At 33.7% G+C, this 17,408-nt stretch carries 12 protein-coding genes; 5 read left to right on the forward strand and 7 right to left on the reverse strand.

The features are described from left to right. Position 1: 1 nt before the first annotated feature. The 3 genes from Q0358_RS05465 to Q0358_RS05475 all read left to right on the forward strand — a co-directional run bounded on the left by Q0358_RS05465 (position 2) and on the right by Q0358_RS05475 (position 4,058). Positions 2-379 (forward strand): hypothetical protein, encoded by a 378-nt coding sequence (locus Q0358_RS05465; RefSeq protein ID WP_299548491.1) that lies wholly within the window; start codon positions 2-4, stop codon positions 377-379. A gap of 3 nt (positions 380-382) precedes the next feature. Next, complete coding sequence (locus Q0358_RS05470) at positions 383-2,584, forward strand: endonuclease MutS2 (RefSeq protein WP_299548494.1); 2,202 nt, start codon at positions 383-385, stop codon at positions 2,582-2,584. 157 nt (positions 2,585-2,741) lie between these two features. Next, positions 2,742-4,058, forward strand: a complete 1,317-nt coding sequence (locus Q0358_RS05475; RefSeq protein WP_299548497.1) for an HAAAP family serine/threonine permease — start codon at positions 2,742-2,744, stop codon at positions 4,056-4,058. 148 nt (positions 4,059-4,206) lie between these two features. On the opposite strand, the gene Q0358_RS05480 is transcribed toward Q0358_RS05475, so the two are convergent. From Q0358_RS05480 to Q0358_RS05495, 4 genes are all read right to left on the reverse strand, one after another. Then, entirely contained in the window at positions 4,207-4,848 is a 642-nt protein-coding gene (locus Q0358_RS05480; protein ID WP_299548498.1) for a MarC family protein, read from the reverse strand. A 76-nt stretch (positions 4,849-4,924) separates the two neighbouring features. Further along, complete coding sequence (locus tag Q0358_RS05485; protein WP_299548499.1) at positions 4,925-5,992, reverse strand: ATP-binding protein; 1,068 nt, start codon at positions 5,990-5,992, stop codon at positions 4,925-4,927. Further along, complete coding sequence (locus tag Q0358_RS05490) at positions 5,993-8,521, reverse strand: DEAD/DEAH box helicase family protein (protein ID WP_299548500.1); 2,529 nt, start codon at positions 8,519-8,521, stop codon at positions 5,993-5,995. It abuts the gene before it with no gap. After that, positions 8,521-10,110, reverse strand: a complete 1,590-nt coding sequence (locus Q0358_RS05495; protein WP_299548501.1) for a site-specific DNA-methyltransferase — start codon at positions 10,108-10,110, stop codon at positions 8,521-8,523. The genes Q0358_RS05490 and Q0358_RS05495 overlap by 1 nt, the downstream gene beginning before the upstream one ends. Before the next feature lie 312 nt (positions 10,111-10,422). On the opposite strand from Q0358_RS05495, the gene Q0358_RS05500 reads away from it, so the two are divergent. Both Q0358_RS05500 and recJ read left to right on the forward strand, forming a co-directional pair. Further along, positions 10,423-12,063, forward strand: a complete 1,641-nt coding sequence (locus Q0358_RS05500; protein ID WP_299548502.1) for a CTP synthase — start codon at positions 10,423-10,425, stop codon at positions 12,061-12,063. After that, positions 12,064-13,644 (forward strand): single-stranded-DNA-specific exonuclease RecJ, encoded by a 1,581-nt coding sequence (gene recJ / locus Q0358_RS05505; protein ID WP_299548503.1) that lies wholly within the window; start codon positions 12,064-12,066, stop codon positions 13,642-13,644. It begins immediately after the preceding gene. Here the strand turns inward: recJ and Q0358_RS05510 are convergent. From Q0358_RS05510 to Q0358_RS05520, 3 genes are read right to left on the reverse strand one after another with little or no spacing between them, the layout of a single operon-like run. Beyond that, a complete protein-coding gene (locus Q0358_RS05510) occupies positions 13,629-16,088 on the reverse strand; it encodes an MMPL family transporter (protein WP_299548504.1) in 2,460 nt (819 codons plus the stop codon). The two genes, recJ and Q0358_RS05510, sit on opposite strands and share 16 nt — an antisense overlap. Further along, positions 16,075-16,689 carry an ABC transporter substrate-binding protein gene (locus Q0358_RS05515; protein ID WP_299548505.1) on the reverse strand — a complete coding sequence of 205 codons (615 nt, stop codon included), beginning with the start codon at positions 16,687-16,689 and terminating at the stop codon, positions 16,075-16,077. Before Q0358_RS05515 ends, Q0358_RS05510 begins: the two co-directional genes overlap by 14 nt. Further along, positions 16,689-17,402 carry a VacJ family lipoprotein gene (locus tag Q0358_RS05520; RefSeq protein WP_299548506.1) on the reverse strand — a complete coding sequence of 238 codons (714 nt, stop codon included), beginning with the start codon at positions 17,400-17,402 and terminating at the stop codon, positions 16,689-16,691. Before Q0358_RS05520 ends, Q0358_RS05515 begins: the two co-directional genes overlap by 1 nt. Positions 17,403-17,408: the final 6 nt, after the last annotated feature.

Below are 17,408 nucleotides of genomic sequence, written 5' to 3' on the forward strand. Positions count from 1 at the left end.
AATGGTGCGTTTTATTCTTATTGCAATTCTTGTTATTTTACTGCTAGCAATTCTTATGCAACTCCTTGCAAAATACAATTTAATCAGCTACAAAGCACGCATTAGTATAGGCATTGCTTTGTTGGTGATTGCAGCAAGTATCGGTATTTTCACCCTGAATCAAGATAAAACGGAAGCCAACCTAACACAGCTAGCCCAGAGCTTTTTACAAGGCAAAACCCTAGAGTGCCAAACTCTAACAAAAACCTTACAAGCAGACAATAAAACCTTTAATTTCATAAGTGGCACATTGACGCTAATGGGGAAGGATAACACAGAATTTAGCCGTATAATCATTCCATTAAAAGCCTGTAAACTTAAAGATATTAAAAAAGATTAAGCAATGCAAGACCACCTGATCTCCCTAGATTTACAAGATTTTTATCATAGCTACACAAGTTTTCTAGCGCGTCCAAAAGATCTTTCACTACAAGGCGATACCAAGTATCATTTACGCTTTATAACTGCACTAGAATCGCTAGTTTTCACCCCTCCAAAAGAAGTTAAGCCCCTGCAAGAAGAACTTGCCCTTTTAAAGAAGTTTGGCTATCTAAAACTTGATGAAATCTTTGAATTTGTGAAAATTATCCGCTATTTTCTCTACCTAAAAAGTCTAAAATGTGAAGGAGTTTTAGGTGAGTGGTTTAACTCTATCCAAATCCCAGAGCAAATTTTACCCATTGTGAAATCTTTCTTAGAAGATGGCAAACTAAAAACAGGCATTTACTTAGATTTAGATTCCATAAATGCAAGCTTAGAAAACCTAAAGCGTGAAATCTCCGCCCAACTCTCCCACACCCTAAACCAAAACAAACTCACTCCCTATCTAGTAGATAGACAAATCCACCTAATCCACGATGAAGAATGCTTGCTTTTAAAAGCAGGATTTCACCATATTCTAAAAGGACAAATTTTAGATCGCTCAACTTCAGGCTTTTTTTATGTCTTCCCACAAAACATTGCAAACCTAAAAGACAAATACAACAATTTAAAAAACCAAAGAGAATCCAAACTCTTTGAAATTGCGCGCGAAATCTCAAATCTTTTTACTAAACATCTTTTATTTTTAACCTTTATCAACAAGGAGTTTGACCGCTTTGACTCCTACCAAGCGCGCCTAAACTTCGCCAAGGCAAAAAACCTAGAATTTCTAGCCCCAAATGGCACACAATTCTTTTTAGATTCCTTTTCTCACCCTGCATTAAAAAACCCAAAGCCCATATCCCTCCACCTAAAAGGGCAAGTTTTAATGATAACAGGAGTGAATGCAGGTGGTAAAACAATGCTTTTAAAATCTATTTTAAGTGCAGTTTTTCTTGCAAAACACTTGCTCCCACTTCCTATAAACGCAAGCAAATCAAGCATACCAAGTTTTAAAAGCATAGAATTTATCTTTGAAGATCCTCAAAATAGCAAAAACGACATCTCTACCTTTGGTGGAAGGATGTTGCAATTTAGCCAAATTCTAAAACAAAGCCACGCAATCATCGGTGTAGATGAAATAGAGTTAGGGACAGATAGCGATGAAGCTGCAAGTTTATTTAAAGTCCTATTAGAATCTCTTATGCAAAAACACAATCAAATCATCATCACCACTCACCACAAACGCCTAGCTGCTTTAATGGCAGGGAACCCAAAAGTCCAGCTCCTAGCTGCTCTTTTTGATGAAGAACGCCAACTCCCGACCTTTAGTTTTCTAGATGGCACAATCGGCAAGAGTTACGCCTTTGAAACCGCGCTAAGATATGGAATTCCAAAACCACTCATAAACGCCGCCCTAGCTCTCTATGGAGAAGATAAAGAGAAGCTAAACGCACTAATCCAAAATGCCTCTCGCCTAGAAATGCAACTTAATCTTGAAATTTCACAAGCGCAAGAGAAGTCAAAACTCCTAGATCAAAAAATCCAAAGCCTAAAAGACAAAGAAACCGCCTTGCAAGAGAAGTTTAACAAGCTGCAATCCACTCTAGAAGCCACCTATCAAGACGCTATAAAAGCCGCTAAACTCATCATCAAACAAAAATCCACAAGCCAAATGCACAAAGCTCTAAATCAAGCAAACACACTTCTAAACAAAACAAAAGAGTTTAAAAAAGATTCCATTAAACAGCCCCAAGAATTGACAAAAAACACACGCGTCAAATACCACAATATGCGTGGAATCATCTTAAGCACAAACAAACAAATCGCACTAGTAGAGTTAGAAAACGGAATGAAACTTAAAGTTCCCTTTAGCGATCTTTGCCAAAGCAGCTTTACACCACAACCCCCCACAACAAAACTCAATATCCAAGCCCCACAAACCGCTTCCCCCACTTTAGATTTACACGGAATGCGCGCACAAGAAGCCTTGCAAGCTTTAGATACTTTTTTATCAAATAGTCTAATTGCTGGATTTGATGAGGTGTTAATCTATCACGGAATCGGAACAGGACGATTATCAAGTCTTGTAAGAGATTTCTTAAAATCCCATCCAAAAGTTTTAGAATTTACAGACGCCCCACCAAAACAAGGTGGCTTTGGTGCAAAAATCGTAAAACTATAAAAATTGGAATCGTAATTTATTGCAGAATATATTACAGATTTAGGACATATGGGATGGGGTTATAAAAGAAATATTAATTCTAAAACATAATTCTTTGTGGAATCTTACTTTTAAAACAACTTCATTACAATGCTAGAATTTATTTTTGGAAATTGTAATGAAAAGTTTAAAATGGACGCCATTTGATACGCGTTGGATGTTGTCGCTTTTTGGCACGGCTGTTGGTGCTGGGATTTTGTATTTACCTATTAAAGCGGGAGTTTTGGGAGTGCTTCCTGTTTTGGCTATGATTTGCATAGTTTTTCCTATGGTGTTTTTAAGTCATAGAGCATTAAGCCGTTTTGTTTTGCAAGCTAGTGGAGATGATAAAGATATTACTTATGCTGCTGGAGAGTATTTTGGAAGAAAGATTAGTCTTTTTATTTCTATTTTGTATTTCTTTGCGATTTTTCCTATTTGCCTTGCGTATTGTGTTGGGATTACAAATACTTTTGAGTATTTTTTTTATTATCAACTTCTTCCACGTTTAAATTCTGATGGTGTGTTTTGGCAATGGTTAAGTAGTGCTTATTATATTAAAGAGATTGATGGTAAGAAAATTATTGCTCTTTATCCTATTTATCGTGCAGCACTTGTGTTTGTTTTGGTAAGCACTTTTATGCTTATTATGCTCTTTAGTGAAGAAATTATTACAAAGATTTGTGAGTGGCTTGTTTATCCACTTTGTATAATTTTATTTGCATTTTCTCTATATTTGATTCCGTATTGGTCGTTTGATTTTGTTGTTATTCCTAGTTTTAAAGAGTTTTTGATAGTTGTTTGGCTGACACTTCCTGTGCTTGTGTTTTCGTTTAATCACTCTCCTGCAATTTCTACTTTTTCTTTAAGTTCTAGACGAGAATATGCAACAATTTATGAACGAAAAACTAGTCAAATTTTGTTTGCAACTTCTAGTATGTTGCTTGTATTTGTGATGTTTTTTGTGGTGTCTTGTGTGCTGTCTTTAAGCGTGCAAGAGTTAGCAGAAGCAAGAGAGCAAAATATTCCTGTTCTTTCATTTTTTGCGAATAAATTTGAAAATCCTTGGATTATTTATAGTTGTCCTGTTATCGCATTTTTAGCGATTTCTAGTTCGTTTTTTGGGCATTATTTTGGCGCAAGAGAAGGGGCGTATGGAATTGTTAGAAAAAGTTGTAAATTGCTAGGGGATAAAGAACCAAATTTGAAAATTATCCGCTTTGTTAGTGGATTTGTGATGTATATTGTAATGTTGTTTGTGGCTTTTTATAATCCTAGCATTTTAAGTTTTATTGAGAATTTAGGTGGTCCTATTATTGCTGCAATTTTGTTTATAATGCCTATTGTAGCGATTTATAGGGTTTCCAAGCTAAAGAAATTTCAAAATAAATTTTTAGACGCATTTGTGTTTATTTCAGGTCTTTTGACGATTGTTACTGTGATTTATACATTTTAAAGTTGATTAGAGCAATGCTTTATTGAAGTATAGGATAAGAAAGAAATTTTTATTAATAAGATTTTTGAGATTTATTTGAATGAAAGTGTAAGGAAAGAATTTTGAAATCATTGACGATATTTTAGAAGATGTGAATAAGAATAGGTTTTTAAGGGAGTTTTATCACTCCCATTCCTTGGAGTCCTGTAACAATCATTTGGATTCCAACTGCTACGATAAAAATTAGTGAAATGCGTGATAACACATATAATACAAGATGTCCTAAGATTTTTTCAATCATTGCAGAGAAATAAAAGAGAATCAATAAAAAAACAAATGCAGTAACTACTGCTCCAGCTGCTATTAACATATTGCTTTCTTCAGCGATGATAATCACGGTGGATAAAGTCCCGGGTCCTACAAGCATAGGGAATGCCATAGGGATTATGCTATGCTTTAGAAGTTCGCTAAATTCTAGATCTTTATAGTTAGAAAAATCTTGTTGTGTTTGAGAAAAAAGTAGGTTTTTTAAACTCATTACGCCAATAACTAAACCTCCTGCTACACGCAGGCTGTCTAAATTCACTCTAAAAAGATATTGCATAATAAAAGAACCGCTGAATAAAAAAAGCAAAACAATCAAAAATGCCACCCATAAAATATTGCGAAAAAGCTTCTGTCTTAGACGAATAGGGACTTGTTCTGTCATTGCAATAAACAAAGGCAGATTGCCAAAGGGATTTAAAACAGCGATAATTGTAACGGTTGCTACACCGATGATATAACTAACAGATTCTATGTTCTCAAACATTATATGCCTTTAAAAATAAATTTTGGATTCTAACATTTTTAAAAGTCTTTTTATGAAATAAAACTTTAAAATCAATCTAACCTAAAGGGTTTAAAAAAGAATCCAAAACGCTACTTGTTGCAAATTCTATAAAAGGGACAATAGAGTAGGGCATTCCTAAATGTTCTCCTTGTTTGCTTTGGTTTAGAGAAAGAATTAATAAAAAATCGCAAAGTTCTCTTTCTTTGCCAAGTTTGTTAAGTCGTGTTTCTAGTCTTTGTGTGAAAGGCTCACAAAGGATTCCAAGTGATAAATGTGGGAGATAAAAATCAAGTTTATCTGTGTAAAAAAAATCTTGCTTAAAATGAAAAAGCAATTCTAAAAACACCATATTTTCAAAAAGCAAGTTAAAGTTGCGTTCAAATGCAATGGAGTTTTTTAAGGTGAAATCCCAAAAATAAAGCTTTTTTGGGGCTAAAGCGTGTTCAAATTTCTCTAGCCAAAATAAGATTCCACCTTTTTGCAAAGTTTGTGTGTAGGAGTAAAATCTATCTTTTGAGAGTTTGCCCTCTTTTTTGAGTTTAGAATACACATAATAAGGCGTTACTTTTTGTCCTAAATGTAAAATTAGATTCCGTAATATCCAAAAATCTGTGGGATTTAGTGCTTGTAGAAATTCTCCTTTTTTTTGTTCATTAAAATGTTCAAATAAATTTCCAAACTTTAAATATTGCGATAGAGCGTCTTCTCCTTGAATTTTACGCATTGATAGAAACTCTGAAAAGGTAATTGGAGGCATAAGAATATTGTCAAATTCTTCATATGGGATTGTAGAAATTAGAATGATAAAAGGGAGTGAAAAGTCAAGTTTTATTGGATTTTTATGATAATTATCTAGGATTAAAATAGAAATATTCTGCTCTTTTACAAAATGCTTTAAATGTTCTAAGTCTTTTTGTGGATTTAAACGCGCGTCATTGCAATTAATATAAAGTTTTTTAAGTGTGTTAAACTCTGCTTTGTTGAAGTAATGCAGCACAAAATCTGTTTTTCCGATTCCATTTGCGCCATAAAGGCAAGTTTTGTTTGATAGCTCTAAATGGATTTGTCTGTGAAATCGCATTTGAAGTTTTGGATAGGATTCTAGGATTTTTTCTAAAATCATTTATAAACTTTCAAGTTGCGTTAAAAATTCATCTAAATTATAAGTTTGCTCTAAATTTTTATTTTCAAAAACCAAAAAGAATTTAAAATTTTTATCACTAATTTTATTTGCTTTTTCTATCCATTTTTGTGCAATTAAATTTTTATCCATCGCATCTTTTTCGCTTAAGTGATCCCCTTTTGTTTCTATGAAAATTACATTTTTTTTCGTCCATACAATAAAATCTGGGTAAAAGTTTAAAAATCCATTAAAGCAAAAATCTTTTTTTTCTGTGTTTCTATAAAAGCAAACTACATTATTATAACTAGCGATTTTTTCTATTGCTTCTTTCTCAAATTTATTAAGTCTGCAAGCACTAAATAAAGATTTACTAGAAGTGGTGATTGCTTGTGGGTCTTTATCAATATATTTTGGGATTTTAAAGCTATTTGTATCATCAGTTATTACAATGCTGTCATTCTCACATTTTTTTAAAAATTGCTCTTTTGCGTGCTTGTCTAACAAATCTTGTATTTTTTCTGCTATCTTAGTTGCAAAATGTGCTAAAGTATGCGCTTCTGTTTGAATACCGATTAACGCCCTTTTTGCATAGTCTTGAATTTCATTATATGATGGGAATTTCTTTGTATTTGTTATTATGTGTGTGATTTTTCTTGCTACGAATTTTGTGCGCTCCTCCCCGCTTTTGCTTGCTAGCTCTCTTTCTAATTGTTCTAATTTAGCTTGTGCGATTAAGTCTATATAAATACTGCCATCTTTATTAATACCTATTTCTCTAACATTTTGCGATATTCCAAAGTCAATATTGCCATCACCTTTAGAGAGATTAAACCCATCATATAAATTTTCTTTAGCTAGTTTAATGGGTGTTAGTCTATCATTAGTAACTTTTAGCGCGAAGTAACCGAAGCTTTGCCCTATGAATTCTCTAAAGTCTTCTTTGATTTGTAATTGATTTTCGTGCTTTTGCATTTCAATTTCCTTTTGTTGTTGCGCTTGTGCAATTTGACTAATCTCTTTTAGTTCTTGTGTGAAATCTTGATTTTGTGTGTTTTTTAGTGTGATTGGAGTCTCTTTTATAATTTCTGTGGCTTTTTCTTGTATTTCTGTGTTATTAAAGAATGAGGGTAGAGGGTTTTGTAGTGTTAATGGTTCTTTTGAGAGTTGCAAATCTTCTTTGATTCTGTAATCGCTTCTACTAAATCCTGCCCCTTGCAGCCCGTTTTGAATCTCATTAATTGCTTTGTCAAAATTCTCGCTATAACTTAATACATAAGAACAATTTAGAGAATCACAGCTTGATTTTCTAGCGTTTGGTTGTCTTAGGATTCTTCCTACAATTTGTTCAATATCTGTTTTGTTGCTTCTATGTGATAGACTTGCAAGCACATAAGCACTAGGGCAATCCCACCCTTCTTTTAAGGCGTTAATTGTGATGATGAATCTAATAGGATAATTTGAGTCTTTTAAATTTACATTTTTAATTTCATTGATTTTTGCGGTTTTGATTGCGATTTGATTTTCTTCTGTTCCATAGTTTATTAGTATTTGCTTTATGCGATTAAAGTGTTCTAGGTTTTCTTTTGTTTCTTTTTCTGTTTTTTCTTCATTTTTACTTTGTGCTTGGAGTAAAACTATAGGATTAAAATTTTCATTATTGTCTTTTGCTAGTTGTTCTAAGCTTCTTTGTAGTTCTATTGCTTTGCTTATTAATGTTGCTTCATCTTCTAACTTATAAGCAATAATAGGGAGTTTTATCATATTTTCTTCTTTAAGTTGCCAAGCAGGAATTAAACTTAAAACATTTGTTGTTTCCTTTGGTGTAGCACTAAGTTCTAAAATAAGCTTAGGGTTTAAGTCTCTTTGTAGTTCTATGCTAAGTTCTGATGTGGCTCTGTGGCTTTCATCAAGGATCATTAAGGGTCTAAAGGCTTTTAAGACATTAAATAAACTTAAAGTTTCATCATTCAAAAGTTTAGATTTAAAGCTTGCTAAATTGCTATTTTCCTCATAAATTTTTCTTTTGCTTGCTGCATTTTTTAGACTATCTGCCATCATTACACAAATGCAAAGATTATTTTGTGCGTTGTAAAGATTGAAGTTTTCTCCATAGATTAACGATTCTTTGTCAAAGACTAAAATATTATTATTGAAATAACTGCTTAATGCTTGATAATAAGCGTGAGATTTATCTCGCAGATTTGCAAGTGTTTGTGTTAAGATTGCTTCGTTTGGGACAATCCATACTACAATACCACTTTTTTGCGATTCCATATTTTCATAATAAGTTTTAATAGAATGTAAGGCTAGAAGTGTTTTGCCACCACCTGTTGGGATCTTGTAGCATACTTTTGGGATTCCATTAATTGTGTCTTCATAGGCTTTATATCCTTCTTTGTTTGTATAAAAATCTTTCCATACAGAGTTTAGTTCTGTGAATTTGCCATTGTCGTAACTACTTTTGTTTAAAACTTCCAAATATTGTTGAAAATCTTGTATTACTTTTTTTTGGTAGCTTTTTAATTGCACTATAAATCCTTTATATCTCTTGGGATTTGTTTAAATTCTATGTTGTGTTGGTCTAATTGCTCTTTGGATAATGTGCATTTATCTGCATAGATAAGATAAGAATCTTGTTTTCTAAGATGTGGGATAAACTCTAGGTTTAGCGTGGTGGGCGCGTGCTTTTCATAGATGAAATACAGGGCTTTTTGGCGGTGTTCCCCTACAAAATAGTTTTGCTTAAATGCTTCTTTATTATAACAAAGCGTTGTGTCAAACTCTGTGTAAAAGATGTATTCTAAAATTTTTTCAAGTTTTAAATTTTCGTTTAAAACCTTTTCGCCCTTTTTGTCAAGCAGCACAGGCTCTCCTATCTCTAAGAAGCTAAACTCTCCTCCTGTGGCGTTAAGGTTTGGTTCTTTGCCATAGCCATTTATGGTGTGCTTTACCCTTTGTGCTGTGATAGAATCTGCATAATCTTCGCATTCTATTAAGATAAATTTGCGATTGCCATTATCTTGTTTGTTTAGCTCTAGCACAGCGTGGGCGGTGGTGCCACTGCCTGCAAAGGAATCTAAAATAATGGAATCTTTTTTTGTGGCGTGCTTAAGAATCTCTACAATAAAGGATAAAGGCTTAGGATAGGCGAAGTTTTCTACAAATCCTATTTCTTTTGCTTCTTTTGTGGCGGCTTGATTCATAAAAGCATTATCTATAAATTTTAAAGAATCAAAGGTTTTTTGTGTGGTTTTTAAATCCTTTAAATAGCGTTTGTAAATAAAGCCTCTTTCATCTTTTTTATGTGCTTTTTTAAAATGGATTCTACCTTCATCAATGTGTTTTTGTATGGTATTTTGAGAGAATAGCCAAAAACGCCCTTCGGGTGGATAATCAACTTTCTGTGTGTAAGGGTTTGTTATGGGGAAATATCCTGTTTCTTTTGAACCACTTTTAGCACTTGGGTCAGTTGATACCCACGCTCCATTTTGGTCGTTATCGGGGTTTTTATATTTACTTAAATCTTTTTGTCCGCCTAGTAGATTAATGTTGTTTTTATTTTTTGCATAACATAGCAAAAATTCGTGCTGATAGTTTAAACCCACTTGTGCATCATTTGTTGTGCTTTTAGTCTTTCTTATAAAATCCGCTACAAAATTCCTCTCTCCAAAAATTTCATCACAGAGCAGTTTTAAATGCGCCATTTCATTATCATCAATGCTAATAAAAATCACCCCATTTTCACTTAAGAGTTCGTGTAGCAGCCTTAAGCGTGGATACATCATACATAGCCATTTATCGTGGCGAGTTAGATCATCTCTATTGACAACTTTACTTAACCATTTTTGCATAAGGGGACTATTTACATTATCATTGTAAATCCAATTTTCAGAGCCTGTGTTGTAAGGAGGGTCTATGTAGATACACTGAATTTTGTTTGCATACATAGGGAGCAGGGATTTTAGTGCTAGGAGATTGTCACCTTTTATAATTTTGGATTCTATTGTGTTTGATTTTATATTTTTGGGATAAGTGTAGAGTGTGTCTAATGTATGATAAGAGATGTCTTTGTGGTGGTTTAATACTTCTTCTTTACCAAGCCATTGTAATTGCGCCATTTTTATCCTTTTTAAAAGTCAAATTATAGTGGATTTATCTTTTATATCAAAATTTAATCAACAAAAAACTAGAATCGCAATATGTTTAAGTGCGCTAGACTTTCTTTAGTGTGGGAAAAGAGGCTTGCAACCGCCTTAGCATAAACTTAAACTTAAACTTAAACACACTTTATACTGCACTAAAGAAAGGGCGGTTTTGGTGCAGATTGAAACTTTTTACACTGCAAAATTAATTTTCTTTAAGAGTCTATTATAAAAAGCAAAAATGAAGTTGTCTAAAAGTATAATTTGCGTTTTTAATGCGAGGTTTATATGTCTAAATTTGAAACAAAATATATTTTTGTAACAGGTGGTGTGCTAAGTTCTTTAGGCAAGGGGATTACTTCATCATCTCTTGCGACACTTTTAAAGCATTCTGGATTTAAAGTTGGAATCTTAAAAATAGATCCTTACATTAATGTAGATCCGGGCACTATGAGTCCGCTTGAACACGGAGAAGTATTTGTAACGCACGATGGGGCAGAGACTGATTTAGATATAGGGCATTATGAACGCTTTTTAAATACAGATTTTTCTTCTAAAAATAACTTTACAACAGGGCAAGTGTATTTAAGCGTGATTGATAGAGAACGCAAAGGTGGATATTTAGGCAAAACAATTCAAGTAATCCCGCATATTGTTGATGAGATTAAAAGCAGAATCCGTCTTGCAGGAGAGGGCAATGAAATTTTAGTAGTGGAGCTTGGAGGGACGGTTGGTGATATTGAGGGTTTGCCTTTTTTAGAAGCGATGCGTGAGATGAAACATGAATATGGAATGGAGCGTGTAATAAGCTTACATGTTACACTTATTCCATTAATCCGTGCAGCAGGGGAGCTAAAGACAAAACCTACACAACATAGTGTGCAGGAACTAAGACGCATAGGGATTACTCCACAAATTATTATCGCACGCACTGAAAAAGAGATTCCAAAAGAGCTTAAAAGTAAGCTTTCTATGAGTTGTGATGTAGATTATGATTGTGTAATAACCGCTCAAGATGCAAAAAGTATTTATCAAATGCCACTTAATTTTTTAAAAGAAGGTATTTTGACTCCGATTTCTAGGTTTTTAAAGCTCCCTGAATTTAATCCAGATATGAAAGAGTGGGATTTGCTTGTGAAGCAGATTTTAGCACCGCAAAATGAAGTGAAAATCGCATTTGTAGGAAAATATTTAAGTTTAAAAGAATCTTATAAATCACTCATTGAAGCTTTAATTCACGCAGGAGCGAATCTTGATACAAAAGTAAATATTCAATGGATTGATAGCGAAGAGCTAGAAAAAAATGTAGAAATTTTAGAGCAATTAAAATATGTAGATGGAATTTTAGTTCCCGGTGGCTTTGGAGAGAGAGGGGTTCAAGGAAAAATGCAGGCAATTACTTTTGCAAGAGAAAAAAAGATTCCATTTTTAGGGATTTGTCTTGGGATGCAACTTGCAATTTTAGAATTTTGTCGCAATGTTTTAGAAATAAAAGAAGCGGATTCTATGGAGTTTAATCCTAAGACAAAAGAGCCAGTGATTTATCTGATAGAAAATTTTATTGATCAAGCAGGCAATCCGCAAATCCGCACGCACACTTCACCTATGGGTGGGACTATGCGGCTTGGAGAATATGAGTGTCAAACAAAAGAAAATAGCAAGCTGCAAGCAGCGTATCAAGGGCGAAAAATCATTAAAGAACGCCATCGCCACCGCTATGAAGCAAATCCGAAATATAGAGAAAGACTAGAAGCAAAGGGTATGATGATAAGTGGAGAGAGCGCTGGATTAATTGAAGCAATAGAGCTTAAAGATCACCCTTGGTTTGTGGCAGTGCAGTTTCACCCAGAATTTACTTCAAGACTACAATCTCCAAATTGTGTGATTTTAGAGTTTATTAAGCAATCGCTTAAGTTTTCACGCGTTTAAATGATAGCTTCACATTTTAAAAAGCTTGATTTTAAGGCAGTGGAATCGCTTTTAAAAGAGCGATTTAATGGAGAAGCGGTTCGGTTTTTAAAAGATTTACCAAAGCCAAATCAATTAAACAATCTCTTAGAAATTGCAGAGCATATTCAAGCGGCAATGCAAGAAAAAAAACGCATTGTTGTTGTAGGGGATTATGATGTAGATGGCGTGGTGTCTTGTGCGATTTTGCACGCATTTTTTAAAAAAATTCATTATCCTATTGGAGTTGAGATTCCAAACCGTTTTAGTGATGGTTATGGGTTATCAGAATCTGTGATTAAACGGCTAGATTGTGATGTGATTATTACGGTGGATAATGGGATTAACGCGATTGAAGCGGCTAAGATTTGCAAGGATAGAGGGATTTTGTTACTTATTACAGATCATCACACACCGCAAGAGATTTTGCCAGATGCGTTAATTTGTAATCCAAAGTTGTCTAAAGATTTCTTAGAGCCTGAAATTTGTGGTGCTTGTGTGGCGTGGTATTTGTGTGCTGGGTTAAAGCAAATATTAGGCGTTAATGTAGAAATGGGAGAGTTTTTGGACTTGTTAGCCTTAGCGATTGTAGGTGATGTAATGCCATTGCTTGGGATTAATCGTGTGTTATTAAAAAAGGGCTTAGAAGTTTTAAAAGGTAGTCAAAGAACAGCATTTGTGCATTTAAAAGAGCGGTTTTGTAAGCATAGAATTGATGCGCAACTCATTGGTTATTATATTGCGCCTTTGTTAAATTGTGCAGGGAGAATGGATAGCGCAATGCTTGCTTATCATTTTTTGATTGAAGAAGATAAGTTAGAATCTAAAAAATTATTAGATATGCTTTTGGAAATTAATTCTCAACGCAAGGCGTTGCAAAATGCAATTTACACAGAAGCTAGAAATGAGTTTTTCGCACAAGAGAATTATGAAGAGATTCCAATTATTGTAGTGTTTAATCCTAGTTGGCACGAAGGGATTGTTGGGATTATTGCCGCGCGTTTGAGTGAGGAATTTTTAAAACCCTGTATTGTGCTTTGTCAAAAGAATGAAATTTTAAAAGGTAGTATGCGTTCAACTTACAGAGATTGTATGGAAGTTTTAGAAGCTACAAAAGAACATTTAATTGCTTTTGGAGGGCATTTTGGAGCAGCTGGATTAAGTTTAAAGAGAGAATCTTTAGAAGATTTTAAAAAAGCTTTAATACGCCTGCCTTATCCTAAAAAAAAGTTGAAATCTAATTTTGCAGAGGCTTTAGGGTATTTGCCATTTTGTGTGATAGAAAGAGAATTTTTTGAGATGTTGCAGAGCTTTGAGCCATATGGCAATGCAAATAAGATTCCAAAGTTTTATGCAGAGGCAAAAATTCTTAATGTGCGGTATTTTGGGGATAAGCATAGTCAGTTGAGTTTGGAGAATAATGGCAGTCAATGTAATGCGCTAGTGTTTAATCGGGATTTAAGAGAGGCGCAAGGCAAGGAGATTGCTTGTTTGTATTCTTTGCGGTGGAATTATTATAAACAAGATGTGGTGTTACATTTAGAATATTATGATTTTTTATAGAAGCTATGAAGTAAGGCTGGGAGCAAGATTAACGCACTTGCAAGCATTAATAGCATCACAAGTGTTGTTAGAAATCCAAAATAAATCGTTGGGATAAAGTTGCTAGTCATCATCATACAAAAGCCCACAACAATGATTAGTGTAGTGTAATACATCGCATTTCCAATGGAGCTATGAGAGTTTAGAAGTGCCTGCTCTAAGGAGTTGATTTTAAATTCAGCGACAAAGCGATGAATATAGTGGATAACATCATCTACGCCAATTCCAAGCGCAATAGCGGCAATTGTTACTCCCATTAAATCTAATGGGATTCCACTTGCACCTAGGATTCCAAAGATTGTTCCTAGCGGGATAAGATTTGTTAAAAGCGCAATTAAAGCAAGTTTAAAACTTCTAAAAACAAGAAGAAACACTAGGAAAATCATAGCAATAACAAAGCTTAGAGTATCAACTTGTGAAGCAATTAGATTTTGCAAGAGATTATTATAAAGCACCATTGCGCCATTAATTTCCAAACGCACATTTTCATCTTTTAAAAGATTTTGTAAATCTGCTTTGATTTTTGCAATAAAGGCGTTGCGTTCCAAAGTGGGATTAGAATCAAAAGTGCGCAAAGAGAAGCGAAGTTGATTTTCTTGTATGTTAGCATAGGGAGTAAAAAGCTGGGATTTTAGCTCATTTGACACATTTTTGTATAAAAAGGCAATGCTAAAGTCATCTGCGCCAATTTCTAGATTATCTAAAAGCATTGCTAAACTATGTAGGCTTAAGATTGAACCAATGTAAGGATTGGTTTGCAAGTAATTATGCACGCTTTTTGCAATGCGGAGTTTTTGACTATCAAACCAATAAGCATCTTGAGATTCTAAAGCGGTAAATTCTGCTTCGAATTCTGCTTCAAAAGAGCTTGCAGGATTTTGCTTTTCTTTGTTTTTATTGGTAAATGTGATAAGAATATCTAAAGGCACAGTTCCACCTAATTCTTTATCAATCTTTAAAAGTCCTTGTTTAATTTCACTAGAATCCTTAAAGTAATTGACAAAACTATTTTCTACTTTTAAATTTTGGATTCCATATAGGCTAAAAACTACACAAAGGAGAGCAATGGTGTAGATTGTTTTAGGTTTTTTAATGGCAAAGTTTGCACAAAAGCGTAAAAAGGATTCTTGACTTGTAGAGAGCTTTGCGATTTTGTTAGGTTTTGGGAGTAGGGCTAAGATACTAGAAAAGAGTATAAAAGTAAAGATTAATGCTACACTTACCCCTAAACTCATCACAATCCCTAAATGAATAATAGGCAAAATATTAGAATATACAAGACTAATAAAGCCTATCATTGTTGTAAGCACGGCAAAAAAACTTGGAGCTTGTTTGCTAATTAGCGTTGCATAAATCAAGCTTTTTTGTGTAGCTTTTGGAAATTTTTCATAAAATTCTAAATACGATACAATTAAATGCACCACTAAAGATACATTAATAATTAAAAGCAATGAAACATAATTTGAAGAAACAACAGTGATTTGATAGCCAAGTGCTGCAAAGATTCCACTACTTAGCACAAGAGTAAAAAAACAAATTCCAAGTGTGAGTGCGACAAACTGCCAGCTTCTAAAGAAAATCCAAAGCATTAGAGCTAAAATTACACTAAGTGTAGCACCATAAGTGATTAAATCAGACTTTACATAAGCAATCATATCGCTAGCAATAAGTGGGATTCCACCAATTTTTAAGCCTTCGTATTTGTTTTGAAGTGCTTTTAGGGCTTTGATTGTGGAATCATTTTGTGCTTGGAGATGTTTTTTTTCTAAGGTAATGAGTTTTTGGAGTTCTTGTTTTTCGGATTCTATGCTTGTAGTATTTTTTAAATGTTTTAAGTCTTCTAAATGTGAAGAGTCTTTAAGTGTGATAATAATACCGGCAGTTTTTGCATCTTTTGCAATTAAGTTTTGCAAGAAAAATGGGTGGTTTAGAATCTCTTTTTTTGCTAAGTTTTTATCAACTTCTTTAGAAAGTAGTGTTGGGTTTAGTCTTAGTGTTTCCTGTAAATCTAGGTTTGGCACGCTTTTAAGTAGGGGTGCATTTAAGATGCTTAGCACACTTTGAATTTGTGGAATCTCTTTTAAATCTATGCTAAGTTTTTCTAAAGTTTCAAGGGAGCTAGGAGAAAAAACATCGCCATTTTTTGGGCTAAAGGCAAGAATTAAGAAATCTTTAGCAGAATAATTTTTTAAAAGGGATTCATAGGTTTTAAAATCCTTGTCATTTTCTAAAATTAAACTATCAGAGCTTGCATCAATGGGAAGTTTTAAGGCAAAAAACCCAAAGATAAAAAAACAAGCTACACAAGCAAATAAAAAGCGTTTTGGTGTGCGCAAGACTTTTTTGTAAAAGCGCGCAAGAATTTTTGAGAAAATATAAAAAAGTTGGAATCTATTTTGTTTCAAAGGAAATTTCACCCTGCATACTTTCTAAGAGAGCGTTAAAATCGGATTTAGATAAAATATCATTAATTTGTGAGCGATAAGTTTGAATCACGCTAACACCTAAAATATCCACATCATAAATTTTCCAATCTTTGTTGCTTTCATAAAATTTAAAGGTAATGTAATTGATCTTGCCATCTAAGATTAGAGAAGTTTTGAGATTATAGCGATTGCTTTTTGGTTGATCTCCACCGATTACTTCCATTTTTTCATCTTTGTAGAGCTTTAGTTTATCTGTGAAGCTTTTTTTAAGATTGCGTTCAAAACTTTCTTGAAAGGCTTCAATTCTATCCTTTGTTAAAGTTTTATAGTGTTGAGAGAGTGCAAGTTGGCTCATTAGCGTGTAATCAAATAATGGATCAAAAAGCACAAAGATTTGATTTGCGATTTGTTGGATATGCGCTTCATTTTGTGGCGTGTTTTGCTTAGGAAGTTTTTGTAAGATTTTTAAAGTTGTGTCAATGTTTGTTTGCATTGTGCTTTCAATCTTGTCAAATTCTACGCTAAAAGAAAGGTTGGCTAAAAATATACAACCTAGTAAAATCTTGGTTAAAGTTTTCATTAATCTCCTTTAATAAGTTCATTGCGATATTGAAAATAGGCATCACGCATTAGGATATAATCATCACCTATTGCACCTTTGCGCAAAGAATCTATAGTGTCTTTATTATAAGCAATGTAACTAAACTCTCTAAAAGCGGAGCTTGTGACACTTAGGCTTGTTGGATTTAAATAAGTGGTAGGGTTTGCTAGTGCATTTAGAGGCATTGCAATGGTATCACGCACACTACTTGGTCCAAAAAATGGTAGAACAAGATAAGCCCCACTGCTTATTCCCCATTTTCCAAAGGTGATTCCAAAGTCAGTTTTATGAGAATAAAGTCCATTTGCTGAAGCCACATCAAAAAGCCCTAAAAGTCCAGCAGAAGAATTTAGAGCAAAACGCCCAAATTCGTCCATTGCCTTTTTGGGTTCAAAGGCAAATAAATGCGCTAAAAAGCGCACAGATGAAGAGAGATTATTAAAGAAATTATAAATCCCATAACGATAACCTAGGGGAACTGCTTTGTTATAAGTGTTTAACAAAGGACTAAGTGCGTAATCATAGACTCCAAAATTGATTTTGTGCATAAAATGATTATAGCTATAAAGCGGATCACTTGGTTCTTTTGTATGATATTCCTGCTCAAAATCTGCTAAGAAATCCATAGAATCTTGTGCGTAAAGAAAAGTGCTAAAAAGCAATAAAAATCCTAAGAATAGTTTTTTAAACATAAAATC

The sequence above is a fragment of the uncultured Helicobacter sp. genome (assembly GCF_937893305.1).
GTDB lineage: Bacteria > Campylobacterota > Campylobacteria > Campylobacterales > Helicobacteraceae > Helicobacter_D.